Here is a 23,325-nt window from a genome sequence, read left to right as displayed (position 1 = left end):
TTCGCCACTCCCGTGCACACGGCGGACCCGGTCGGCGCAGTCGGGTGAGCGTCGCTCGCGCGGCCGCGCCCCAGGCGGGCAGCTGCCCACACTTCACCCGGCACCGGGATAGCCGCCGCCAGTGGAGTTCTCACCCGGGACCGCGGGACGGCGTCGGGCCGGGAAAAGCCGATGCCCGTCCGGGCGGCCGCCCTTGTGGGCGGCTGCCCGGACGGGCTCTGTGGCTAGCGGACGTCGTAGGCGCGGGTGATGGTCTGGGTGACCCCGTTGCCGTTGGCGTCGGTGAAGGCGGTCTTCGTCATGACCTGCTTGCCGGTGGCACCGGTGTGGTCGAGGACGGCCGTCCACTCGCCGCCCACCTGCTGGGTCGGCGCCTGGGTCCAGGTGGCGCCGCCGTCGTAGGAGTAGGACAGCGAGGCCGCGGTGATCGCGCCCGGGGTGTATCCGGCGTGGCCCTCGACCGAGAGGCCGATCCTGATGCCGCTCTGCGCGGGCAGGGTGTTCAGGCCGTCGACCGGCAGGTCGTACGCCGGAGAGAGGATGGGCAGACCGCGCGAGTAGACCTCCGGCTCCCGGTGGGAGCGGAAGCTCCACGTGGTGGTGGCCGAGGTGGAGCGCAGCCAGTTCCGGTCCCCGGTGAGGATCTTGTCCAGCTTCTGGGTGAGCTCGTACGCGGAGTCCTCGTCCGGCACCTCGAAGACGCCGTACGGGTCGACGCGGCTGCCGATCCGCTCACCGTTTCGCTTCAGCACCAGGTTGCCGAGGTCGCCGAACGATCCGCCGAAGGTCCAGTGGTCGCCGGAACCGTCGATCCAGAGCGCGTTCTGGAAGCCCATCAGGTCGCCCTGCCGCTCGGCGGCCAGAATCGGCTTGCCGTCCGCGTCGCGAGGGGCACCCGGCCGCATGGGGCCGCCGTACCACTCCTCGGCACCGCGCTGCCCGTCCCGGTAGGTGCGCTCCTGGTCGCCCATGAACGCGGCGAACGGGAAACTGGTCATCGCGCCGTGGTACCAGGCGTCGTTGCCGGTCGTGTAGTAGGCGGTGCGGATACCGGGCACCTTGACGTTCCTGAACGCGGCGACCGTGAGGAGGCCGCTGTCGCCGCCGGAGGGGCGGACGTGCAGTGCGTCGAGGTAGTCGGCCTCCTTGCCCAGGGCCTTCCAGGTCTCCCTCACCTGCGCCAGCCTGGCGTCCTTGGGCCGGTAGACCTGGTCGGAGTGCAGCGGACCTCGGGTCGGGTACGACAGGTTGTAGACGTACGGCGAGCCGTCCTCGGAACCGATCGCGCGCCAGGTGGAGCGGAACTCGAAGGTGCCGTCGCTCGCACGTCCGTCGACGTCCGCGTAGAGCTGGTGGATGCTGTTCGGGATCACGAGCGATCCGCCTGCCTGCCACGTGTCGTCCCACGTGCGGGCGTAGCTGAGCGTGGTGCTGTCCGGCGTCGAGGGACGCTCGGTCCGCAGGCTCAGCCGGTGGGCCTCGCGGGCGTCGAGGACGACCGTGGTGTCACCGGTGATCCGGAACTGCGGCCGCGCGAGGTAGCTGACCGACTCGGGGGCGTTGCTCGCGTCGTAGGACGCCACGAAGCTGCTCAGGGCGTAGTCGCCGGGGCGCAGGCTGAACGTCTGTTCGGTCGCACCCGCGTTGAAGCGTCGCTCGCCCTTGTCGATGTCGAGATTGACGAGTTCCAGGGAGGAAGGGCCGGTCGCGGGCTTGCCGTTGCGGTCGATGACCTTGATCCGGAGCGTGACCGTCTCGGGCTGGACGTGGAGGGTGAAGGGTACGGAGACGTGCGTACCGCCGCCGGTGGCCAGGATCCGGCCGGTGACCGCACCGTACTGGGAGTCCTTCAGGCGGGCGGTCGGGTCGATCCGCAGCGGCACCTGGACGGTGGCCCCCGCGGGGATCCTCACCCTGGTGTCCTCCAGCTTGGCGACGCCGGAGTGGACGTCGCTGCCGTCGTTGCCGTGCACCCCGCTGACCCTCAGGTCCAGGGTGAGGTCGCCGCCGCTGGTGTTGGTGAAGGGCACCTGCACGGTGGCGCGGTCGGAGGCGTCCTGCGGCCAGTTGTAGCTGCCGGCCTGGACGGCGGGCGCGGAGAGCACCTTCTGGTCGACCGCGCCCAGCACGTCGAGCACTCCGGCGCCGGTCTGGTCGGCGCCGGCGACGTTCCCGCCGGTGCGGGCCGAGGACACCAGAGCGGCCTTGAGCTGCTGCGCGGTCCAGTCCGGGTGGGCCTGGCGCAGGATGGCCGCGGCACCCGCGACATGCGGGGTGGCCATGGACGTGCCGGACATCGAACGGTAGGCGTAGACACCCCGGCCGCCCGCGCTTGCCGCCGAGATGCCGACGCCGGGCGCGGCCATCTCGGGCTTGAGGGCGTGCGTGACGGCCACAGGACCGCGGCTGGAGAACCACGCCGTGGTGTCGTCGCGGTCGACGGCGCCCACGGTCAGCACGCTCGGCACACAGCCGGGCGAGGAGACCGTCTCGGTGCCCGATCCGGCGTTGCCCGCCGCGACGACGAACAGCGTGCGGCTGCTCTGCGACAGCTGCTTCGTGGCCTGGGCCACCGGGTCCGTGCAGTCACGGATCGATGCGTTGCCCAAGCTCATGGAGACGACGTCGACCTGCTGGTCGACGGCCCACTGCATGCCCGCGATGACCCAGGAGTCCTGACCGTAACCCGCGTCGTTGAGGACCTTGCCGATGAGCAGGGAGGCGCCGGGGGCGACGCCCTTCATGCGGCCCTCGCTCGCCGCTCCCGACCCGCCGACCGTGGAGGCGGTGTGCGTGCCGTGGCCCACCAGGTCGTCGGTGCTCTTGGAGTCCGTGAAGTTCTTCGACGCGGTGACCCGGCCAGCCAGGTCGGGGTGTTCGCCGTCCACGCCCGTGTCGAGGACGGCGACCTTGGTGCCCTTGCCGTCGTAGCCGGCCGCCCACGCCTCGGGCGCGCGCACCTGGGCGGTGGACCGGTCCAGCGTGGCCTCGACCTTGCCGTCCAGCCACAGCTTCTTCAGCGTGGCGGCGGAACGCGAGCGGGGGTCGGTGACGTCCTGCCAGAAGGCGGCGGCGGTGTCCTTGTCGGCCTTGAGCGCGACACCGTCCACCGCCGGGAGCGGCAGACCGCGCTCGGCCCCGCGAGGGGCCGCCGGCGCGCCGTCGAGGACGTTCACACCGGGTCCGTACGTGGCGATGAGCGGCAGCGCGTCGGCGTGCGCGTCGTCGTATCCCTGGCGGATGAGCCCGGTGACGTTGAACAGCTGCTCGTCGACCTTGCCCTCGGCGATCGCCTGGGCGGCGTCCTCCGGGTAGACGTAGAGGTCCTTGCCCGTCTGGTAGGTCTGGACCGTCGGCTGCGTGCCGTCCTCGCGGGGCAGGACGGCCGCGGAACTGCGACCCGACGGGTCCGTCGTCACCATGACCCTGTCACCGGTGAGGAGCGTCACCGACACCTGCTTGCCACCCACCGGGGCGGCTCCGCTGCCGACGAGGGGCCTCTTGCCCGAGGCTCCGTCAGGCGGCGTGTCCGCCGCGACGGAGGGCGCGACCGCGGTGACGGACAGGACGGCGGCGGTTGCCGCGCCCAGGGCTGTACGCGTTATGGAGCGCATGAATCTCCCACTGGAAACCGTGAACATGTCGGGCTGCTGGTGCAGCCTGGCAGACCCGCGGATCATCGAGGAGTGCCGGGCGTGACGGGTTCCCCGCATGACGGTTTCCCGACACGCGATCGCATCCGGCAACGCTTCAAAGAGGCGCTCGGCCCGCTTCGGGCCCCGTGGAAGCGAACGCCGGGCGGGCCGAACCGGCCGGGACGCGGCCGGCTCGCGCACACGTGACACCCCGTCGGCCCACGCCGACGCCGCTGCCGAAGCCCACGCGGACTCCGTCTGTTGCTGTGGAGGTCAGAGCCAGCCCGCACGCGCGGCGTGCCACCCGAGTTGCAGACGCGAATCCGCACCGGCAAGGTCCATCAGACGCCGGGTGCGCCGCTCCACGGTACGGATCGAGAGACCGAGCTGCGACGCCACCCGACGGTCGGAGATCCCCGCCAGCAGCAAGGCGAGGACCTCCAGCTCCCCCTCGGTCGGCCGGTCGTCGGCCGCCGGCTCCGCGCGCACCCCCGTGGCGGTGTCGAGCAGCGGCCGGGCCTGGGCCCATTCCTTCTCGAAGAGCTGGACCAGAGCCGTCAGCAGGCCGCTGCCGTGCACCACGATGGCGCTCGGCTCGTCGCCGGGGTTCATGTCCAGCGGCACCATGGCGCGTTCCCGGTCCGACACCATCATCTTCAACGGCAAGGACTCGACCAGCCGGATCTCGAGGCCCGCCGCGATGCCCGCCCGCACGTCCCTCCCCACGCCGGGACCGTCGAGATAGTCCTTGGACGCCACGACCCGGAAGTCGACCCCGCGGTCCAGTGCCGAACTCTCCGCCATGTCGGCGTCCTCGCGGTCCACCGCACTGGGCTCCCCGACCAGGAACACGAGCAACTCACGCTGAGCGCCGCGCTGCAGCTGGTGGAACCGGTGCGCGACCTGCTCCACGCCGACGACCACCTCCACGACACTGCCCGCAGGGTGCGCGGCGGTACTGCGGTACTGCTCGGTCAGCATCGAGAACGCGGTCTCGGCCCGATGCAGTGCGTTGCGCTGCTCGACGAGGAGCGGCGCCAGGGCCACGGACGGTGGCGTGAGCCGGTAGCGGTCGCTCGGCCGGCCGGCGGCTCCGCGGCCGGCGGACTCGGGCCCTCCGCCCCCCGCCTCGGCGGCGACCGCCACCAGACCACGTGCTGTCAGGTCGATCAGGATGCGGCTGACCTCGGACTCCTCGAGGCCGGTCTGGCGCACGAGGTCGCCCGCCGAGCCTGTCGGGCGGGCCAGCAGAGCGGTATAGACGGCCTCTTCGGCCACACCCAGCCCCAGCGCCTGCAGCATCCAGGTCCCTTCTCGGGCGGCCCCCGCGTCCGTCCTTCGCGCAGCTCGTCCGTACCGAGCGGATTCGACTGCGCCGCACCCTATCCCACCGCCCCGACACCACCGCGTGCACAGCCGCCGGCCCCGCCCGCGCGCCACCGCGCGTCCGCGCCCGATCGAAGAAAGGTCGCCCGGCGGCGAATCCTTCGGGTGTCCTCCCATCTCTTATGCGTGTACCGGTCGGACGGGCCGGTGGAACCGAAGGAGACACTCATGATGGTCGCTGCGCTGGTCGTGGTCGGAGCCCTGCTCGTGGGGGCGTGCAGTTGGCACCTGATGCGGCGGTACCGGAGCCGAAGCTGACCGGCGGGGGCGTGGGCGGAACCTCGGGGGTACGAGAAGCAGATGAACCGACGTCATAGCTGGCCCGACGAGGGGCTGATCAGGGCGGCTCAGGACGGCGACGTCATGTCGCTGACCACCGTCGTCCTGGAGTCGCAGCCCCATGTGCGCAAGTTCGCCCTGTCGCTGTGCGCCTCGCCGCAGGATGCGGAGGACGCGGCGCAGGAGGCGCTGATCGTCCTCTACCGGAAGATCGGGAGCCTGCGCGCCACCGGCGCGCTCGCCTCCTGGATGTTCCGGATCGTCCGCAACGAATGCCTCCGGCAGGTCCGCCTGCTCGTCTCGCGGCGCGGCGAGGTGTCGGCTCAGGCGGAGGGGCCCTCGGAGCCGTCCGCCGAAGAGTCGGTCCTGCACCGGCTGGAGGTGGAACGGATCGCGGCGGCGGTCGGCGCGCTACCCCGCGACCAGCGGCAGGTCCTGATCATGCGGGACATCCAGGGCCTGCCCGGCAGGACCGTGGCCCATGCGCTCGGACTGAGCGACACCGCGATGAAGTCGCGGCTGCACCGGGCCCGCACATCGCTGCGCCGCTCGCTGGCGGCGACCGAGCCCGCTCCCGGACGGGCGGGCGACCGAGTAGGCGATCAAGCCGTCGACCACGCAGGGTGAGGAGACTCGCGACCGTGAACACCGTGAACAGTGTGAAGACCACGAAGCCCGTGGAGTCCGTGAAGTCCTTGAAGCCCGTGGACTTCGTGGAGCCGGTGGGGGTGGTTGTGCCCGTCGCGCCCGTCGTGCCGGTCGCGTCCGTCGAGTCCGTCCGGGGGGTACGCGCCCCGGGCGCCGCGCGGCCCGCGGAGCCCGGGAGGGACTTCGCCAGCAAGTCCGTTCCGCGCCACCTGGTGCGTGGTGTCATCGGGTTCGGGCTGGTCGTCGGCTCGATCGCCCTGGTGCCCGTCGTCGGTCCGGCCGCGTTGCTGGCGGCACCGTTGTCCCTGGTGGCCTTTCGGGGCTGTCCCACCTGCTGGATGGTGGGTCTGGCGCAGACCGTCTCCCGCGGGCGGCTGGAGCGTCAGTGCGTGGACGGCGTCTGCACCCTCACCGCGGCGCACCCGGCGGTGAAGGGGGCTGCGGCGGCGCCGGTCGACGGCGACGCGCCTGCTGCCTCCGGGTGACCGGGCGGGGGCCCGGCGCCCGGGTGTGAGCACGTGGGCGCCGGGCGCGGGGCTTTCTATCTCCAACCTGCGTTGTTCCTAGAATGGCGGGGTGGAAGACATCGATGTGATCGCGGTGCTGCAGGATCCCGTGCGGCGCCGTCTGTACGAGTACGTGGCCGCGCAGGGCCGCGAGGTCGGCCGCAACGAGGCCGCCGAGGCGGCCGGGGTCGCGCGCACGCTCGCGGCGCACCATCTGGACCGGCTGACCGAGGCCGGTCTGCTGGAGAGCGGCAGCCGCCGCCTGACCGGCCGGTCGGGGCCCGGGGCGGGCCGTCCCGCCAAGGTGTACACGCGGGCCCGGGTCGAGCGGTCCGTGTCGCTGCCGGCCCGCGACTACCGCACCGCCGCCGAACTGCTCGCCGAAGCCGCCGAGCAGGCCGGCCTCGATGCAGGGCTCTGCGCGGCCGCGCGCCGCCGGGGCGAGGCCCTGCGCGGCTCGGCGGAGCCGTGCGGCGGTCTGGAGGAGGCCGTGGAGATGCTGGCCGCCCGTGGGTACGAACCGCGTCTGGAGGTCGCCGAGGGTGCCGGCGGCGCCGAGGGTGGCAGTGCTGCCGGGGCCGTCGAACACGGCGACGCCGTCGAAGGTGTCGAGGGCGTCGAAGGGGCGGCCGCCGGTTCGGTCGCGCGCGTCGTCCGTATGCGCAACTGCCCCTTCCATGCCGTCGCCGAACGCTTCCCGCCGCTCGTCTGCGGCATGAATCTCGCGCTCCTGGAGGGGCTGCTCGGCACGGACGGCCCCGTCCGTGCCCGGATGGACGCCCGGCCGGGGGAGTGCTGCGTGGTGGTGGAGGATTCTAAAAACAACGAAGATTGACATAGAAAACGGGGTCGTGCTGGGATGAGGCCATGACCGCACCCGAGCACGCCTTCCACCTTGCCCAGCTCAACGTCGCCACGCTCCGGTATCCCCTCGACGACCCGCGCGTGGCGCCGTTCGTCGAGATGCTCGACCCGGTCAACGCCGCCGCCGACGGCGCGCCCGGCTTCGTCTGGCGCCTCGTGGAGGACGGCGAGGCCGACGCCACCGGCCTTCGCCCGGCCGGAGAGGACGTCATCGTCAACCTGTCGGTGTGGCAGACGCAGGAGGCCCTGTGGGACTTCGCCTACCGCAGCGGGCACCTGGAGGTGATGCGACGGCGCCGCGACTGGTTCGCCCGGCATGTCGAGGCACACCTGGTGCTCTGGTGGGTCCCGGCCGGCCACGTTCCGACCGTCGGTGAAGCCATGGAGCGCCTGACGGACCTGCGCGCGCACGGGCCGTCGCCGCGCGCGTTCACCTTCGCCTCCGCGTACACGGCAACGGAGGCAGCCGAGGCGGTCGAGACAGCTGAGGCCGCAGAGGCAGCTGAGGCCGCTGGGCCCCTCGGGGCCGTGCCGCCGGCGCGGGCCGAGGACTCGGCCGCGGTCTGACGTGGACCACGCCGCGGTCTGACGAGGACTCCGCCGCGGTCTGACATGGAATCCGCCACCGTCTCAAGCGGTACTTCCCCCGAAGCCCGGTGTCCGGAGCGCGCGTCCAGGACAACGGGCTTCGGCCGCTCCCGGTCAGATGGCCCGTACGGCGCCGAAGTCGGCCGGCACGGTCAGCGTGGCGCCTGTAACGGCGCGGACGTCGTCGACCGTGACGCCCGGGGCGAGTTCGGCGAGGACGAAGCCGTCCGGGGTGATGTCGACGACCGCGAGGTCGGTGATGACACGGTCCACGACGGAGCGGCCGGTGAGGGGGAGGTCGCAGACGTCCACGAGCTTGGGGGTGCCGTCCTTGGCGGTGTGGTCCATGAGGACGATGACCCGGTCGGCGCCGTGGACGAGGTCCATGGCGCCGCCCATGCCCTTCACCATCTTGCCGGGGATCATCCAGTTGGCGAGGTCGCCGGCGGCGGAGACCTGCATGGCGCCGAGGACGGCGGCGTCGATGTGCCCGCCGCGGATCATGCCGAAGGACAGGGCGGAATCGAAGAAGGAGGCGCCCGGCAGTGTGGTGACGGTCTCCTTGCCGGCGTTGATGAGGTCGGCGTCGAGTTCGTCCTCGGTCGGGTAGGGCCCTACGCCGAGGATGCCGTTCTCGGACTGCAGGACGACCTCGATGCCGGGCGGCAGGTGGTTGGGGATGAGGGTGGGGAGGCCGATGCCGAGGTTGACGTAACTGCCGTCGGTCAGTTCCCGGGCGGCCCGGGCGGCCATCTGGTCGCGGGTGAGCGCCATCTCAGGCACCTTCCTGTCGAACGGTCCGGCGCTCGATGCGCCGCTCGGCCGCGGGGTCGCCGGGGGACACCCGGACCACGCGCTGGACGAAGATGCCGGGCAGGTGGACCTCGCCGGGGTCGAGCTCGCCCGGCTCGACGAGGTGGTCCACCTCGGCGATGGTGATCCGGCCGGCCATCGCGGCCAGCGGGTTGAAGTTGCGGGCGGACGAGCGGAAGACGAGGTTTCCGTGCCGGTCGCCGATGGTCGCGCGGATCAGGGCGAAGTCGGTGGTGATGCCGTGTTCGAGCAGATGCGGGCGCCCGCCGAAGTCCCGTGTCTCCTTGGCCGGGGAGGCGACGGCGACCGAGCCGTCGGCCGCGTACTTCCAGGGCAGTCCGCCCTCGCCGACCTGGGTCCCGGTTCCGGCTGGGGTGTAGAAGGCGGGGATGCCGGTTCCGCCGGCCCGCAGCCGCTCGGCCAGGGTTCCCTGCGGCACGAGTTCGACCTCGAGCTCGCCGCTCAGGTACTGGCGGGCGAACTCCTTGTTCTCGCCCACGTACGAGCTCGTCATGCGCGAGATCCGGCCGGCGGCGAGCAGGAGGCCGAGGCCCCAGTCGTCGACGCCGCAGTTGTTGGAGACGATGCGGAGGTCGTTCACCTCGCGCTGCCACAGGGCGTCGATCAGGGTGCCCGGTATCCCGCACAGCCCGAAGCCGCCCACCGCGAGCGAGGCGCCGTCGGAGATGTCGGCCACCGCCTCCGCCGCGTTCGCGACTGTCTTGTCCAGACCCACTACGGTCCCTTTCCCTCGGGTACCCGGGCCGACCGTGCTGGTCAGAGCCGGTGCCGGTACAACCGACTGGCTGCGAGCGTAGGGAGACGCCGACGGGAGCGGCCATGTCTGTCATCCACATACCGACCGCGGTGGGGGTGGTGGTGATCGCCCCCACCGGGGCCGATGGTGGCGGAGGGGATTCAGGCTCGCGCCCTTGCGGCGCTGCCGGCACGCCCTATGGCAACAGGAACCATTCATGAGCCCGGCTTTGTATCGGTTACCCACATGGGACGGTCCCGGGGCGCTCCCTAGTGTTTCCGGCCATGACGAACACATTTCCCACCCCGGCTCCCCTGCCGCCGCCCACCGCGGCGGTCGACCTGAGCGGGCGTACGGCTCTGGTGACCGGCGGCGGCAGCGGCATCGGCCGGGCCTGCGTGCTGGCCCTGGCGCAGGCGGGGGCCGTCGTCCACGTGGTCGACCGCGACGCGGCGGCCGCCAAGGCCGTCGCGGAGATCGTCGGCGGGGAGGCGCACGTGGCCGACCTCGCGGACGCGGGAGTCGTCGACCTCCTCCCGGCCGAGATCGACATCCTGGTCAACAACGCCGGCCTGCAGCACGTGGCCCCGCTCACCGAGTTCCCGCCGGAGCGCTTCGAGCTGATCCAGAAGGTGATGGTCACCGCGCCGTTCCTGCTGATGCGCCGGGTCCTGCCGCACATGTACGACGGCGGCTGGGGGCGGATCGTCAACGTCTCCAGCGTCCACGGACTGCGGGCCAGTGCGTACAAGTCCGCCTACGTCGCCGCCAAGCACGCCCTGGAGGGGCTGAGCAAGGTCGCCGCGATCGAAGGCGCTCCGTACGGCGTGACCAGCAACTGTGTGAACCCCGGCTACGTCCGCACCCCGCTCGTCGAGGGCCAGGTGCGGGACCAGGCCGCGGCCCACGGCATCAGCGAGGGCGACGTCCTCACCAACGTCATGCTGGCCCGCTCGCCCGTCAAGCGCCTCCTGGAGTCCGAGGAGGTGGCCGCCGCCGTCCTGTGGCTCTGCGGCCCCCACTCCGGCTACCTCACCGGGGCGTCCCTGCCGCTCGACGGCGGCTGGACCGCGGGCTGACCCGCGACCCCTTCACGTACGACCCGTACCATCCCGTCCCGTCCCCCCTTGTGAAAACCCGGTGAACCCATGTCCGACACCACCACGCCGAGAAGCGGCATCGCCCGCATCGTCGGAGCGAGCCTGATCGGCACCACCGTCGAGTGGTACGACTTCTTCCTGTACGGCTCGGCCGCCGCCCTGGTGTTCAACACGCTGTTCTTCCCGACGGCCGACCCGCTCGTCGGCACGCTGATCGCCTTCATCACGTACGCCATCGGGTTCGCCGCCCGGCCGCTCGGCGGCATCGTCTTCGGTCACTTCGGCGACAAGATCGGCCGCAAGAAGCTGCTGGTGCTCAGCCTCCTCATGATGGGCGGCGCCACCTTCGCCATGGGTCTGCTGCCCACCTACGACAGCATCGGCATCGGCGCGCCGATCCTGCTGACGGTGCTGCGCCTGGTCCAGGGCTTCGCGCTCGGCGGTGAGTGGGGCGGCGCCGTCCTGATCGTCTCCGAGCACGGCGGGGACAAGCACCGCGGCTTCTGGGCCTCGTGGCCGCAGGCCGGCGCCCCGGGCGGCAACCTGCTCGCCACCGGCGTCCTCGCCCTGCTGGCCGCGGTGCAGTCGGAGTCGGCCTTCCAGTCCTGGGGCTGGCGCGTGCCGTTCCTGCTGTCGGGCGTCCTGGTCGCCATCGGCCTGTGGATCCGTGTCTCCGTCTCCGAGTCCCCGGTGTTCCTCGCCGCCCAGGCCAAGGCGGAGGCCGAGGCCGCGGCCTCCCCGGGCGTGAAGGAGAAGGCCCCCGTCGTCGAGGTGTTCCGGCACAGCTGGCGCGAGGTCCTGTCGGCCATCGGCACCCGGTTCGGCGAGAACATCTCGTACTACGTGCTCACCTCCTTCCTCCTCGTGTACGTCACCGTGCACCTCGGGCTCGCCAAGAGCACCGCGCTCAACGCGGTCCTCATCGGCTCCGCCGTCCACTTCGTCACGATCCCCCTGTGGGGCGCGCTGTCCGACCGCATCGGCCGCCGACCGGTCACTCTGATCGGCTCCGTCGGCATGGCCGTCTGGGCGTTCGTCTTCTTCGGCCTCGTCGACTCCGCGTCGTTCCCCGTGATCGCCCTGGCCGTCACCGCCGGTCTCCTCCTGCACGGCGCCATGTACGGGCCGCAGGCCGCCTTCATCTCCGAGATGTTCGACACCAAGGTCCGCTACTCCGGCGCCTCCATGGGCTCCCAGCTCGCCTCGATCGTCGCCGGGGCGCTCGCCCCGATCATCGCCATCGAACTCCTCAAGGAGTACGGCTCCTCCACCCCCGTCAGCCTCTACCTCTGCGCGGCCGCCGTCGTCACCACCCTCACCGTCGCCGTCACCCGCGAGACCCGAGGCCGCGACCTCGCCCGCTCCCGGGACGACGAGACGGCCCCCGCCCCGGCCGTCCCCGCGGGCGAACGGGTCTAGGGCCCGTCCGAAAGCGGCGGCGGGGGCGGGCGGGGGGCGAAGTGCTCCCCGGCCCGGCCCCGCCCGCCGCGCTCGTGAGCCGCCCGGTCCGCCGCCATCATGGGGTGAACGCGAGCAGCCGGGCCCTCCGCAGCACCCCACCCCCGCACACGGCCCGCGAGGAGGCCCCATGACCGCCGACCGTCCAGCCGAGGCCCGGACGCCGGAGCCCGGCGACGGCCGGATGCCGGCACCTGTCGACGACCGGACGAGGGAGCCCGGCGGGGCTTGGACGACTGGTCCTGGTGAGGCTCGGGCGACCGGTTCCGGCGGGGCTCGGGTGACCGGTTCCGGCGGGGCTCGGGTGACCGGTCCTGGTGACGCTCGGGTGACCGGTCCTGGTAGGGCGAGGGCTTCGGGGCGTGGTGGGGTCCCGGCGTCGGGGCGCGGCGAGGCCGGGGCGGCGACGGGCGGCGAGTCAGACACGCCGGAGCCGGACGAGTCCCGCCCCTCCCCGCCCGCCGAGGCGGCCGCCCGTCGGCTGCTGGACCTCCTCGCAGCCGGCGCGCCCGCCGAGCAGCTGGCCGCGGAGCCGGCCCGGTCGCGGGCCGGTGGGGCCGCGGCGGCGGACGCGGCATGGATCGAGGAGACGACCGAGGTCGCCCTGTCGGTGCGGCGGGTGCTCGACCAGTACCGCCGCCGCGAGGCCGAACTGGTGGCGCTGTTCGACACCGCGGGAGACCTGGCGGGCCTGCGGGACCTCGACGCCGTGCTCCGGGCGATCGTCCGGCGGGCCCGAACGCTCCTGGGTACCGACATCGCGTATCTGACGCTCAACGATCCGCTCGCCCACGACACGTTCATGCGCGTCACCGACGGATCCGTCTCCGCGGCCTTCCAGCAGCTCCGGCTGGCCATGGGGGAGGGCCTGGGCGGTCTGGTGGCCCAGACGGCCCGGCCGTACGCCAGTACCGACTACCGCACCGACCAGCGCTTCCACCACACCGGCACCATCGACGACGGCGTGGCGGAGGAAGGACTGCGCGGCATCCTCGGAGTCCCGCTGCGGGTGGGCCAGGAGATCATCGGGGTGCTGTTCGCGGCGGACCGGGCGCCGCGCGAGTTCACGCCCGAGGCGATCGCCCTGCTCGGCTCGCTCGCCGACCACGCCGCCGTCGCGATCGACAGCGCCCGCCTCCTGGAGGAGACGCGCAGCACCCTCACCCGGCTCGAAGCGGCCAACGCGACCGCCCGCGCCCACAGCCAGGCGCTGCACCGGGCCTCCGACGCCCACGACCGACTCACCAAACTGGTGCTGCGCGGCGCGGGCATCGACGACGTGGCGGCGGAGATCGCGGCGCTGCTGGGCGGCGGAGTGGCCGTCCACGACACCGACGGCAGCGAACTGGCCCGGTCCGGCACCGGACCGGTCACCGCCTCCGCCGAAAGCCTCGCGGCCTCGCACACCGACGGCCGCGCCGTGTACGCGGACGCCGTCTGGACCTGTGCCGTACTCGCCGGGAACGAGGCCCTGGGCAGCATCGTGCTGACCGGACGGGCCGACCTCCCCGAGGCCGACCGGAGCCTGTTCGAGCGTGCCGCCCTGGTGACCGCGATGCTGCTCATGATGCGCCGGTCCGTCGCCGAGACCGAGGACCGGGTGCGCGGCGAACTCCTCGACGACCTCCTCGTGGACCCCGTCGCGTCGGCACGCTGGGACGGCGGGAGTCTGACCCTGCGGGCCCGGCGGCTCGGGGTCGACCTGGCCCGGCCGCACGCCGTCGCCGTACTCGACTGCGAACCGGCCCTGCGCCTCCGGCTCGCCGCCGAGACCGCCCGCAGGGCCCGCGGGCTCGGCGGGCTCGCGGGGACCCGGCACGGGCACGTCGTCCTGCTGGCGCCGGGCGACGTGCCCGGGGCCCTCGCCCGTACCCTCGCGGCGGACCTCGCCCGCACCCTCGGCGCACCCGTCACCGTCGGCGCCGCAGGCCCCGGGCACGGACCGGAGCACCTGGCCGCCCTCCACGCCGAGGCCCTGCGGTGCCTGACGGCCCTCCACGCCCTCGACCGCACCGGCGAGGGCGCCGACATCGCCGAACTGGGATTCATCGGCGTCCTCCTGGGCGACCGTGCCGACGTCGGCACGTACGTCGAGCGGGTCCTCGGCCCCGTCCTGGCCTACGACGCCGAGCGCGGCACCGAACTCGTCCGCACCCTGCGCGCCTACTACGACCACGGCGCCGCCCTCTCCCGCGCCAAGGACGCCCTCCACGTCCACGTCAACACGGTCGTGCAGCGCCTCGACCGGGTCGCCCAACTCCTCGGCCCCGACTGGAACACCCCGTCCAGGGCCCTGGAGACGCACCTGGCGCTCCGCCTCCACCAGCTCGCCCGGGGCACGGACGGCGGCTGACCGGTCCGGCCCGACGCCGGCCGGGGTGCCCGGTCGGTCGGATCCCGGTCACTCGCCGGGCATTTCCCGGCCGGTACGTGGGCTACGCTGCGCCCGCCGAACACCGACCGGAGCGAGGGACGGCCCCGATGCGAGAGAGCGTGGAGCAGCGGCACCGCCGGATCCTGCGCGTGGTCCGGGACCGCGAGAGCGTGCGGATCGGCGAACTCGCCGCGGAGCTGGGGGTGTCCGTGGAGACCGCCCGGCGCGACGTCGCCGCGCTGGCCGACGTCGGGCGCGTACGGCGCCTCCACGGCAGCGTCACCTGGCCGACCGCGCCGCTCAACGCCCGCGACGCCCGGCTCGCCCGCCGGAGCGCGCCGCGGGCGCCGAGCGGCCTCGTCCTCGGCATGGTCGTTCCGGTGTCCGACTACTACTTCCGCGCCGTCATCCAGGGAGCCCGGCAGGCCGCGGCCGACGCCGGTGCCCGGTTGCTCGTGGCCATCACCGACTACTCCGCGGACCGCGACCTCCAGCACATCGCCACCCTGCTCGACGCCGGCGTCGACGGCCTGCTGCTCGCGCCCAGCTGGACCGTCGGCGGCCCGACCGAGGAAGAGGCCGCCCGCTTCGCCGAGCCCGCGGTCCCCGCCGTACTCGTCGAGCGGCGCATCCCCGTCGGCGTGCCCGGCGCCCATCTCGACCGGGTCGTCTCCGACCACGCGGGCGGCGCGGCCCTCGCCGTCCGCCACCTCGCCGAACTGGGGCACCGGCGGGTCGCCCTGCTGGCCCGGCACACCCACACACGCCCCGCGGTGCGCGCCGGCTACCTGTCCGCCGTCCGCGCCCTCGGCCTCCCCGACGACGACCTCTCGCCCCCGCCGACCGGCCCGTACGGGCACCCCGACGACGTCGGACGCGAGCGCCTGCTCGCCCTCGTCGCGTCCGGCGAGGTACGGGCCGGGCTCGTGCACACCGACATCGACGCCGTGAACCTCCTCCAGTGGCTCACGGCCCACGGGGTACGCGTACCCGAGGACTTCGCCCTCGTCTGCCACAACGACGAGATGGCCGCCCTCGCCGACGTACCCCTCACCTCCGTCAGCCCCGCCACCTTCGCGGTCGGCGAGGCCGCCGTCCGCCTGCTCGTCCGACGCCTGGAAGACCCCTACGCGGCCCACTCCGCCGTCGCCTGGCTTCCCCGCCTGGTGATCCGCGACTCCTGCGGCGCGGGGCACCCGACCGCCTGAGGGCTGCCGCGCCGCCCAGGCCGGACTCACGGCCTGATCCACCCCGACCGGCAAGCCCCCAGCCCCTGCCGGGCTACGGCTCGGCCCTGCCCCTTCAGTGACCGAAAACTGCCCGATTCACCCTGGTGTCTTGACGGGGGGAAAGCGCTTGCGGAGGCTGCCGTTCAGGCATCGCCACCCGACTCTCCCTCCGTAAAGGCTGGTTCCTCATGGCGTCTTTCCTTCGTCGGCGTACCTTCCTGCAGGCAACCGGAGGGACCGCGCTGACGCTCGGACTCGCAGGGGTCTCCGCGACCGCGGCCGCCGCGGAGACCGTGGACGCGCAGGAGTTCGCCGCCCTGCGGGCCACCTGGCGTGACCTCGTGCTCGGGACCGGGTTCAGCCCCACCGCCGAACCGTTCAGGACGCTTCTGGCCGACCTCGGTGCGAGCGCGCGGGGGCATCTCTCCGCGATGGCGCCCGCCGATGGCTCGCTCTGGCCGGATGCCGTGTGGCGGGACCCCGAGCCGGACACGGATGCCGAGTCGTACGGCTTCTCGGCGATGATGAACGAGAGTTACAACCGGCTCGGCACGCTCGCGCAGGCGTGGGCGCAGCCCGGTACCGGGCTGACGGGGGACCCGGCCGTGCTGGAGGCGGTGCTCACCGGCCTGGACCATGTGTACGCCCAGGTCTACAACGAGGGCACGAACCGGTACGGCAACTGGTGGAACTGGCAGATCGGGGGTGCGCAGGCGCTGATGGACACCTGCGTGGTGGTCCATGAGCATCTGACGGACGAGCAGATCGCCGCGTACTGCCGTGCGGTCGACCACTTCGTCCCCGACGCGGTCTTCGACTCGTACACCGGCACCTCCACCGGAGCCAACCGCGTCGACCTGTGCCGCAGTGTGATCCTGCGCTCCGTCGTCGGCGAGAACCCGGACCGGCTCGCCCGCGCGGTCGCCGCGCTCAACCCCGTCTTCCCGTACGTGACCGGGGGTGACGGGTTCTACGCCGACGGGTCCTTCATCCAGCACCGCAACGTGCCGTACATCGGCGGCTACGGCTCGGTCCTCCACGACGGCGTGGGACGCCTCATGGCGCTGCTGCGCGGTTCGCGGTGGCCGGTCGACTCGCCGGACGCGCAGCTGTTCCTGGACACCGTGGAGGGCGCGATCGCGCCGTTCGTCCACAACGGGCTGATCATGGACAACGTGTCCTCGCGGGGCATCAGCAGGGCCGGGACGTCCGATCACACCAGGGCGCACGCGCTGATGGCCACGATCGTGCTCATCGGCCAGGGCGCGAGCCCGGAGGAGAACGCCCGCTGGCGCGCGATGGTCAAGGGCTGGATGCGCCGAGACACCTACTTCCCGCCGCTGAAGAACCCGAAGCTGAGCCTGGTGCGGGCCGCGCTGCTCCAGTCCGTGCTCGACGACACCTCGGTCGCACCGGCGGCCGAACCGGTGCGGCACGGGTTGTTCCACCACATGGACCGGGTGACCCACCGCCGTCGCGGCTGGTGCGCGTCGGTGTCGATGGCCTCGCGGCGGATCGCCCACTACGAGTACGGAAACGGGGAGCACGCGCGCGGGTACCACACCGGCGCCGGCTGGCTCTCCTGGTGGGGCGACGACTACGGCCTCGACCAGTACGCGGACGCCTACTGGCCGACGGTCGACCCGTACCGCCTGCCCGGCATCACGGCCTCCCGCAAGCCGCTGGCGGACGGCGAGGGCGGCAACTGGGGCCAGCCCATGCCGGACGCGGCCTGGGTGGGCGGGACCACCGACGGCGAGTTCGGCACGACCGGGCAGCACCTCGTGGGCCTGTCCTCGACGATGAACGCCAGGAAGTCGTGGTTCTGGCTGGACGACTCGGTGGTCTGCCTGGGCGCCGGCATCACCTCCGCCGACGGCTACGCGGTGGAGACCACCGTGGACAACCGGGCCCTGGGGACGACGGGCGCTCCGGCGCTCACCGTCGACGGCCGGGTACAGCCGGACGGGCAGGGCTGGCGGGGGACCTTCGAGGAGGCCGGCTGGGCGCACATCGCGGGCCACGCCGGCTACGTCTTCCCCCGGCGGCTGAAGCTCAGCGCCGTACGCGAGGAACGCACCGGCGCCTGGCGGGACATCAACACCGGCGGCCCAACCACCCCGCTCACCCGCAGGTATCTCACCCTCTGCACCGACCACGGCATCGATCCGGCCGACGCCGGCTACGCGTACGTCCTGATGCCCGGTGCGAGCGCCAGGAGCACCGCACAGCGGGCCGCGGACAAGGGATGGCTCCGCATCCTGGCCAACACAGGCTCCCAGCAGGGCGTCCGTGTCGCGCGGCTCGGTCTGACCGCGGTCAACTTCTGGACCGCCGGCACGGCGGGCCCGCTGTCCTCGGACGGGCCCGCGTCCGTCCTCGTCCGCGAACACCGCGACGGCACGGCGACCGTCGTCGTCTCCGACCCGGCCCGGCAGGCGACCTCCCTGGAGATCACCTGGAACAAGCGGGTCGCGGCCGTCCTCTCCAAGCCCGCCACCGTCACGGCGACGACCGCGGGCGCCGCGCTGAAGCTGACGTTCGGCGATCTCACCGGGCTGGCCGGCGCTCCCCAGAAGATCCGGGTCAGGCTCGGCTGACCGGGAGGGACCCACGCGAGGCGGTACGCCGTCGACCGGGCCGGTCAGCCGATCGGCCTGGTCGGTCGGCAGCGTCGGTCGGTCAGCCGATCGGTCCGTCAGGCGATCGGGCCAGCCAGCCGGCCAGCCAGCCAGCCGGCCAGCCAGCCAGCCGGCCAGCCAGCCAGCCGGCCTGGCCGGTCAGTTGACGTAGGGGCTGCGGCGTTCGACGAGGACGGTGTCGCGCCAGCGTCCGTGGTGGCGGCCGATGCGCTCGCGGGTGCCGATGACGCGGAAGCCGGCGCGCGCGTGGACGGCGAGGCTGACGGTGTTCTCGGGGAAGATCCCGGACTGGACGGTCCAGATCCCGGCCGCGTCGGTGGATTCGAGGAGGGCCCGGAGCAGGGCGGCGGCGACACCCCGCCCGCGCGCGTCGGGACGTACGTACACCGAGTGCTCGACGACACCGGCGTACGCGGGTCGGCCGGACACCTGGGTGACGGCGACCCAGCCGAGGACCCGGCCGGTCTCGTCGACGGCGGCGAAGCGGTGGTCGTGCAGCCGGGCCGCGTCGAACTCCGCCCAGGTCGGGGTGGCGGTCTCGAAGGTGGCGTCGCCCTCGTCGATGCCGGCCCGGTAGATCGCGAGGACCTCGTCGGCGTGGTCGGCCGTGAGCGGGACCACGGCCGGGGCGGCGGTCACGCGACGGTCTCCGCGAACAGGTCCACGCGCGCCTCGTCGAGGACGAAGCCGTTGTCGAGGCGTACGCGGACCGTCACGCGGACCGCTTGCTCCTGGTAGGCGGTCCAGTCCGCCTCCAGGGAGCCGACCTGCTCTTCGAGCTGCTTCCTGCTCGCGGGGGGCATCTGGGGGCCGAAGTCGGCGAGGAGCGACGAGAGCCGGAGGTACTCGCGGACCTCGTGGCTCTGCTCCTTGACGTGCTCGTCGACCCGCTCGACCGTGCCCTCGGTGCCCGAGGCGAGGGACAGGAAGCCGGCGACGGCGTCGGCGGTCGGCGGGAAGTCCCCGTTCGGGGCGGGCGGACCCGCCGGGACGAGCGAACCGGTCAGCCTGAGGTCGGCCGCCAGGCTCACGCGCCGGCCTTCACGAAGCGCCATGGTGCTCAACTCTCTTCCGGTGTGTGGTGGGCGAGGACCTGCCCGAGCAGGCGGGTCAGGGTCCGGCGGTCCTCGGCGGACAGCGGGGTGAGCAGGTCGTCCTGCACCTGGTCGAGCACCCGGTCCATACGGCGCAGTTGCCGGCCGCCGGCCGGGGTCAGCGTCACCCTGTTGCGCCGCCCGTGGTCCGGGTCCGGCGAACGGTCGACACGGCCCTGCTCGACCAGCTCGTTGACCGCCGCGACGACATCGCTCCGGTCGATGCGGCACCGGCGGCCCAGCTGCGCCTGGCTCGCCGGCCCGTACTCGTGGAGCGCGGCCAGGATGCGGTAGTGGTACGCGCGGGCCCCCGAGGCGGTGAAGCCGTCGGACTCCAGCCGCCGGACATGCACGGCCAGTTGGCCGATCAGCCAGCTCGGCCTGGCCGTCAGCCGCTCGGGGGTCTCGTCCACGACGGCCACTCTACCAATGTTGGTGTGACCAACATTTGCTCGACGGGGCCGACACGCACGGGGTCGACACGCACGGGGGTTGGTCACGGCCCGGACAAGGAGCCGAGAGCGGAGGCGGTCGCCGCCCGGGTATGCCTCCGCGTCCGCGGACGACCGCGGTCAGGAGTCGAGCCGGCGCTCCCAGCGGATCTCGCCGTCGTGCCACCGGTCGGTGGGGGCGAGCCCCGCGGCGCGGGCCACGGCCGCCGAGGCGTGGTGGTCCGGGTGGATGTGGGCGACCAGCGTGTCCACCGGCCCCTCGGTGAGCCGGTCGGCGAGGGCCCGTACGGCCTCGCGGGCGATGCCCCGGCCCTGCCAGGGGACGCCGACGACCCAGGCGATCTCGGCGATCCGGTCGACGACCGTCGCCTGCACCGTGCCGACCAGGCGGTCCTCGTCCCGCAGCCGGATCACCCAGTTCAGCCACACCTCGGCCGGGCGCGGGGACCCGGCGGTCATCCGCCGGTAGCGGGAGCGGAGTCGCTCCAGGTCGTCGGGCTCCCCGCCGATGTACTCGTGCAGCCGGGGATCGGCGAGCACCACCGCCATCTCCTCGGCGTGCTCCACCCGCAGCGGCAGCAACTCCAGCCGGGCGGTCGGCGCGACGGCGGGCCCGGCGGTGCGCCAGTCGGTGCTGACCATGGATCGGACTCCCCGTACGGAAACGCGTGAGAAGCCTCACCGTACGCGAAGGCCACCCGCCGGCCGACGGCGGCCCCGGGTCCGGGGGAGCGGCCGGAACGGCGCCCCGGTCCGTCATGAACCGTCTGGCCGGCTTGCGGTCCGTCCGAACGGTCGGGCCGGAGTGAAACCGTCCTGGCGCTTGTACCGTCCTCTCACCTGGGAGTCGATCGAGAGCGCACGGGGAGTGGGCATTTCCATGGGGCAGAACACGTACAGGACGCACATAGCCGTGGTGGCCTCGGCGGTCGGGATCAGCCTGGCGGTGTGGGCCGCTGCCGCGCTGACGAACGGCGAGGCCGCCGCGAAGACGGACGGCGCGCCGGGGCAACGCCCGTCGGCCGAGCAGGTGGAGAAGCCCGCCAGGGTCCCCGCGCAGCGGGTGCCGGAGGGGATCGCCCACGCCGCGGAGGCGGGCGGCAGGGCCGTGAACATCACCATCGACGACGGGCCCGACCCGCGCTGGACTCCCCAGATGCTCGACATCCTGAAGCAGAACGGCGTCAAGGCCGTCTTCTGCATGATCGGGCCTCAGGCCAGGCAGCACCCCGACCTCGTCAAGCGGGTCGTCGCCGAGGGCCACCGGCTGTGCGACCACACCACCACCCACGACACCACGATGGACAAGAAGTCCGTCGCGTACCAGAAGCAGCAGATCCTGGACGCGAAGAAGATGATCGAGGACGCGGCCGGGGGAGCCAAGGTGGAGTACTACCGGGCGCCCGGCGGAGCGTTCACGCCGGACAGCCGCCGGATCGCCGCCGCGGCCGGGATGCGCCCGCTCGGCTGGAACGTCGACACGAAGGACTTCGAGCAGCCCGGTAGCGCCTCCATCGTCAACACCGTCAAGAACGAGCTGTCCAACGGGCCGACGATCCTCTTCCACGACGGGGGCGGTGACCGCGCCCAGACCGTCGAGGCCCTCCGGCAGGTGCTGCCGTGGCTCAAGGAGCAGGGACACCCCTTCAGCTTCCCGGTGCGCACGGCCCCCTGACGCTCCGGAGGGCGCCCCCCCCGAGGTGCCGTGGAGGGGTCGGTGTCATGGGGTGGCGCCGACCCCTCGCGTGTTACCCGCCGGTACGGAATGATGGCGGGCATCATCCGTACGGCCGGGGGCTGAGGTAGCTGTGACGTCTTTCGAGCAGGTGACCAGGGTGCACGCGTTCCGGGACGACGCCCTGGGGGAGCACGACGCCGTCGGTCTCGCCGCGGCGATCCGGCGCGGTGAGGTCGGCGCGGCCGAGGCCGCCCGGGACGCGGTGGAGCGGGTGCGGGCCGTCGAGGAGCGGCTCCACGCGGTGCAGACGCACGTCGCCGACCCGGCGCCCGCCGTCGGAGCGGACGGCCCCTTCGCCGGTGTCCCGACCTTCGTCAAGGACAACACCGACTACCGGGGACTGCCGACCGGCCACGGCAGCGCCGCCTTCACGCCCCGCGCCGCCCGGCGGCACGCGCCGTTCACCCGGCAGTTCCTCGCCAGCGGCGTCACGGTCCTCGGCAAGACCCGGCTGCCCGAGTTCGGTTTCAGCCCGACCACGGAGTACGAGGACGCCGAACCGGTGCGCAACCCGTGGAACAGCGGCCATTCCGCCGGAGGTTCCTCCGGCGGCAGCGCGGCCCTCGTCGCCGCCGGGGCGGTGCCGATCGCCCACGCCAACGACGGCGGTGGCTCGATCCGGATCCCGGCCGCCTGCTGCGGACTCGTCGGCCTCAAGCCGACCCGCGGCCGGGTCGTGGCGAACGCGCAGAGCCGTCAACTGCCCCTCGACATCGTCTCCGACGGTGTCGTCAGCCGTTCCGTGCGGGACACCGCCGCCTTCCTCGCCGCCGCGGAGACGTACCGGCGCAACCCCAAGCTGCCGCCGGTCGGCCTGGTCGAGGGACCGTCGGGGCGGCGGCTGCGCGTCGGATTCCTCCTCGACTCGCCGAACGGCGTCCGCGCGGACGACGCCACGCGGGCGGCCGTCACCGGCACCGCGGCGACGCTCGAACGGCTCGGCCACACCGTCGCGCCGGTCGAGCCGGTCATCGACCCCCGCTTCACCGACGACTTCCTCACCTACTGGGGACTCCTCTCGTTCCTCATCGGGACCACCGGTCGCACCCTCGGCCGGGACTTCGACCGCCGCCGCATGGACGGCCTCAGCCGGGGACTCCACGAGGCGTACGTGCGGAACTGGCGCCAGACCCCGGCCGTGCTGCGCCGCCTGAAGCGCACCAAGGAGGCGTACGCGGCGGCCTTCCGCGGCTTCGACCTCCTCCTCTCCCCGGTCCTGGCGCACACGGCACCGCCGATCGGCCACCTCAGCCCGGACGTGCCCTACCCCGAGCTCGTCGAACGCATCCTCCGGTACGTCGCGTTCACCCCGCTCGACAACATCGTCGGGACGCCCTCCCTCTCGGTGCCCGCCCCCGACACGACGCAGGCCGGGCTCCCCATCGGCGTCATGTTCTCCGGCCGCCCCGGCAGCGAACGCACCCTCCTGGACGTCGCCTTCACCCTGGAGGCGGACCGGCCCTTCCGACGCATCCAGGACGCCTGACGCCCACGACACACCCGCGACCCGGCCGGGCCCCGAAGGCGAGCAGCATCGTGCGTCGCCGCGGTGCGATCGCGAGCCCGCGGCCCCGCCGGCCCGCACCTCCGGCAGGTGAGAGGACCGTTAACTGCCCTGACGGGCGACCAAGGTTGGCCCGTCGGGGAAAAGTTGTCCCCTTCGCGGAATGGGTTCATCCTGAATGAGTGGGCCCTACTCGACGCCCGGTCCGCCAAGCCGCACATGACGGTCGCGCACATCTCCGGGACTGCGGTGGGCCTG

19 protein-coding genes are annotated in these 23,325 nt (G+C 73.0%); 11 read left to right on the top strand and 8 right to left on the bottom strand.

Annotated elements, in window-relative coordinates; all coding sequences use genetic code 11:
- Positions 1-224: 224 nt before the first annotated feature.
- Together ACFVZH_RS01535 and ACFVZH_RS01530 are read right to left on the bottom strand one after the other, a co-directional pair.
- The gene (locus ACFVZH_RS01535) at positions 225-3,614 is read right to left on the bottom strand and encodes a S8 family serine peptidase (protein ID WP_384891411.1); all 3,390 of its coding nucleotides are present in this window, start codon (positions 3,612-3,614) and stop codon (positions 225-227) included.
- Between the two features lie 294 nt (positions 3,615-3,908).
- Positions 3,909-4,937: a helix-turn-helix domain-containing protein gene (locus ACFVZH_RS01530; protein WP_384891408.1), complete on the bottom strand. Its 1,029-nt coding sequence runs from the start codon at positions 4,935-4,937 to the stop codon at positions 3,909-3,911.
- A 384-nt stretch (positions 4,938-5,321) separates the two neighbouring features.
- Between ACFVZH_RS01530 and ACFVZH_RS01525 the strand changes: the two genes are divergently transcribed.
- From ACFVZH_RS01525 to ACFVZH_RS01510, 4 genes are all read left to right on the top strand, one after another.
- The gene (locus ACFVZH_RS01525; protein ID WP_384891405.1) at positions 5,322-5,927 is read left to right on the top strand and encodes an RNA polymerase sigma factor; all 606 of its coding nucleotides are present in this window, start codon (positions 5,322-5,324) and stop codon (positions 5,925-5,927) included.
- A gap of 14 nt (positions 5,928-5,941) precedes the next feature.
- Complete coding sequence (locus ACFVZH_RS01520; RefSeq protein WP_384891402.1) at positions 5,942-6,433, top strand: hypothetical protein; 492 nt, start codon at positions 5,942-5,944, stop codon at positions 6,431-6,433.
- Positions 6,434-6,524: 91 nt separating this feature from the next.
- On the top strand, positions 6,525-7,289 hold the full coding sequence (locus tag ACFVZH_RS01515) for a helix-turn-helix transcriptional regulator (protein WP_384891399.1): 765 nt from the start codon (positions 6,525-6,527) through the stop codon (positions 7,287-7,289).
- Between the two features lie 32 nt (positions 7,290-7,321).
- Positions 7,322-7,885, top strand: coding sequence for a DUF3291 domain-containing protein (locus tag ACFVZH_RS01510; protein WP_384891396.1), 564 nt, complete (start codon positions 7,322-7,324; stop codon positions 7,883-7,885).
- A gap of 135 nt (positions 7,886-8,020) precedes the next feature.
- Here ACFVZH_RS01510 and ACFVZH_RS01505 read toward each other — a convergent pair whose 3' ends face one another.
- Both ACFVZH_RS01505 and ACFVZH_RS01500 read right to left on the bottom strand, forming a co-directional pair.
- A complete protein-coding gene (locus ACFVZH_RS01505; RefSeq protein ID WP_384891393.1) occupies positions 8,021-8,680 on the bottom strand; it encodes a CoA transferase subunit B in 660 nt (219 codons plus the stop codon).
- Between the two features lies 1 nt (position 8,681).
- The gene (locus tag ACFVZH_RS01500) at positions 8,682-9,455 is read right to left on the bottom strand and encodes a CoA transferase subunit A (RefSeq protein WP_384891390.1); all 774 of its coding nucleotides are present in this window, start codon (positions 9,453-9,455) and stop codon (positions 8,682-8,684) included.
- A gap of 305 nt (positions 9,456-9,760) precedes the next feature.
- Between ACFVZH_RS01500 and ACFVZH_RS01495 the strand changes: the two genes are divergently transcribed.
- The 5 genes from ACFVZH_RS01495 to ACFVZH_RS01475 all read left to right on the top strand — a co-directional run bounded on the left by ACFVZH_RS01495 (position 9,761) and on the right by ACFVZH_RS01475 (position 18,237).
- Positions 9,761-10,555 carry a 3-hydroxybutyrate dehydrogenase gene (locus tag ACFVZH_RS01495; protein WP_384891387.1) on the top strand — a complete coding sequence of 265 codons (795 nt, stop codon included), beginning with the start codon at positions 9,761-9,763 and terminating at the stop codon, positions 10,553-10,555.
- A gap of 69 nt (positions 10,556-10,624) precedes the next feature.
- The gene (locus tag ACFVZH_RS01490; RefSeq protein WP_384891384.1) at positions 10,625-11,995 is read left to right on the top strand and encodes an MFS transporter; all 1,371 of its coding nucleotides are present in this window, start codon (positions 10,625-10,627) and stop codon (positions 11,993-11,995) included.
- A 520-nt stretch (positions 11,996-12,515) separates the two neighbouring features.
- Positions 12,516-14,387 carry a helix-turn-helix domain-containing protein gene (locus ACFVZH_RS01485; protein WP_384891724.1) on the top strand — a complete coding sequence of 624 codons (1,872 nt, stop codon included), beginning with the start codon at positions 12,516-12,518 and terminating at the stop codon, positions 14,385-14,387.
- A gap of 128 nt (positions 14,388-14,515) precedes the next feature.
- The gene (locus tag ACFVZH_RS01480; protein ID WP_384891382.1) at positions 14,516-15,616 is read left to right on the top strand and encodes a substrate-binding domain-containing protein; all 1,101 of its coding nucleotides are present in this window, start codon (positions 14,516-14,518) and stop codon (positions 15,614-15,616) included.
- 209 nt (positions 15,617-15,825) lie between these two features.
- Positions 15,826-18,237, top strand: a complete 2,412-nt coding sequence (locus ACFVZH_RS01475) for a polysaccharide lyase 8 family protein (protein ID WP_384891379.1) — start codon at positions 15,826-15,828, stop codon at positions 18,235-18,237.
- Positions 18,238-18,417: 180 nt separating this feature from the next.
- Here ACFVZH_RS01475 and ACFVZH_RS01470 read toward each other — a convergent pair whose 3' ends face one another.
- The 4 genes from ACFVZH_RS01470 to ACFVZH_RS01455 all read right to left on the bottom strand — a co-directional run bounded on the left by ACFVZH_RS01470 (position 18,418) and on the right by ACFVZH_RS01455 (position 20,467).
- Entirely contained in the window at positions 18,418-18,918 is a 501-nt protein-coding gene (locus ACFVZH_RS01470) for a GNAT family N-acetyltransferase (RefSeq protein WP_384891376.1), read from the bottom strand.
- On the bottom strand, positions 18,915-19,334 hold the full coding sequence (locus tag ACFVZH_RS01465) for a hypothetical protein (RefSeq protein ID WP_384891373.1): 420 nt from the start codon (positions 19,332-19,334) through the stop codon (positions 18,915-18,917). The genes ACFVZH_RS01470 and ACFVZH_RS01465 overlap by 4 nt, the downstream gene beginning before the upstream one ends.
- Positions 19,335-19,339: 5 nt before the next feature.
- Positions 19,340-19,786: a MarR family winged helix-turn-helix transcriptional regulator gene (locus ACFVZH_RS01460; RefSeq protein WP_384891370.1), complete on the bottom strand. Its 447-nt coding sequence runs from the start codon at positions 19,784-19,786 to the stop codon at positions 19,340-19,342.
- Positions 19,787-19,945: 159 nt separating this feature from the next.
- On the bottom strand, positions 19,946-20,467 hold the full coding sequence (locus ACFVZH_RS01455; RefSeq protein WP_384891367.1) for a GNAT family N-acetyltransferase: 522 nt from the start codon (positions 20,465-20,467) through the stop codon (positions 19,946-19,948).
- 238 nt (positions 20,468-20,705) lie between these two features.
- Here ACFVZH_RS01455 and ACFVZH_RS01450 point away from each other — a divergent pair, with 238 nt between their 5' ends.
- Both ACFVZH_RS01450 and ACFVZH_RS01445 read left to right on the top strand, forming a co-directional pair.
- The gene (locus ACFVZH_RS01450; RefSeq protein WP_384891364.1) at positions 20,706-21,500 is read left to right on the top strand and encodes a polysaccharide deacetylase family protein; all 795 of its coding nucleotides are present in this window, start codon (positions 20,706-20,708) and stop codon (positions 21,498-21,500) included.
- Positions 21,501-21,633: 133 nt separating this feature from the next.
- Complete coding sequence (locus tag ACFVZH_RS01445) at positions 21,634-23,049, top strand: amidase (RefSeq protein WP_384891361.1); 1,416 nt, start codon at positions 21,634-21,636, stop codon at positions 23,047-23,049.
- The last annotated feature ends 276 nt before the right edge of the window (positions 23,050-23,325 follow it).

It is taken from the genome of Streptomyces sp. NPDC059534, from assembly GCF_042743475.1.
Taxonomy (GTDB): Bacteria; Actinomycetota; Actinomycetes; order Streptomycetales; family Streptomycetaceae; genus Streptomyces.
This window is presented reverse-complemented; position numbering and strand designations above follow the sequence as displayed.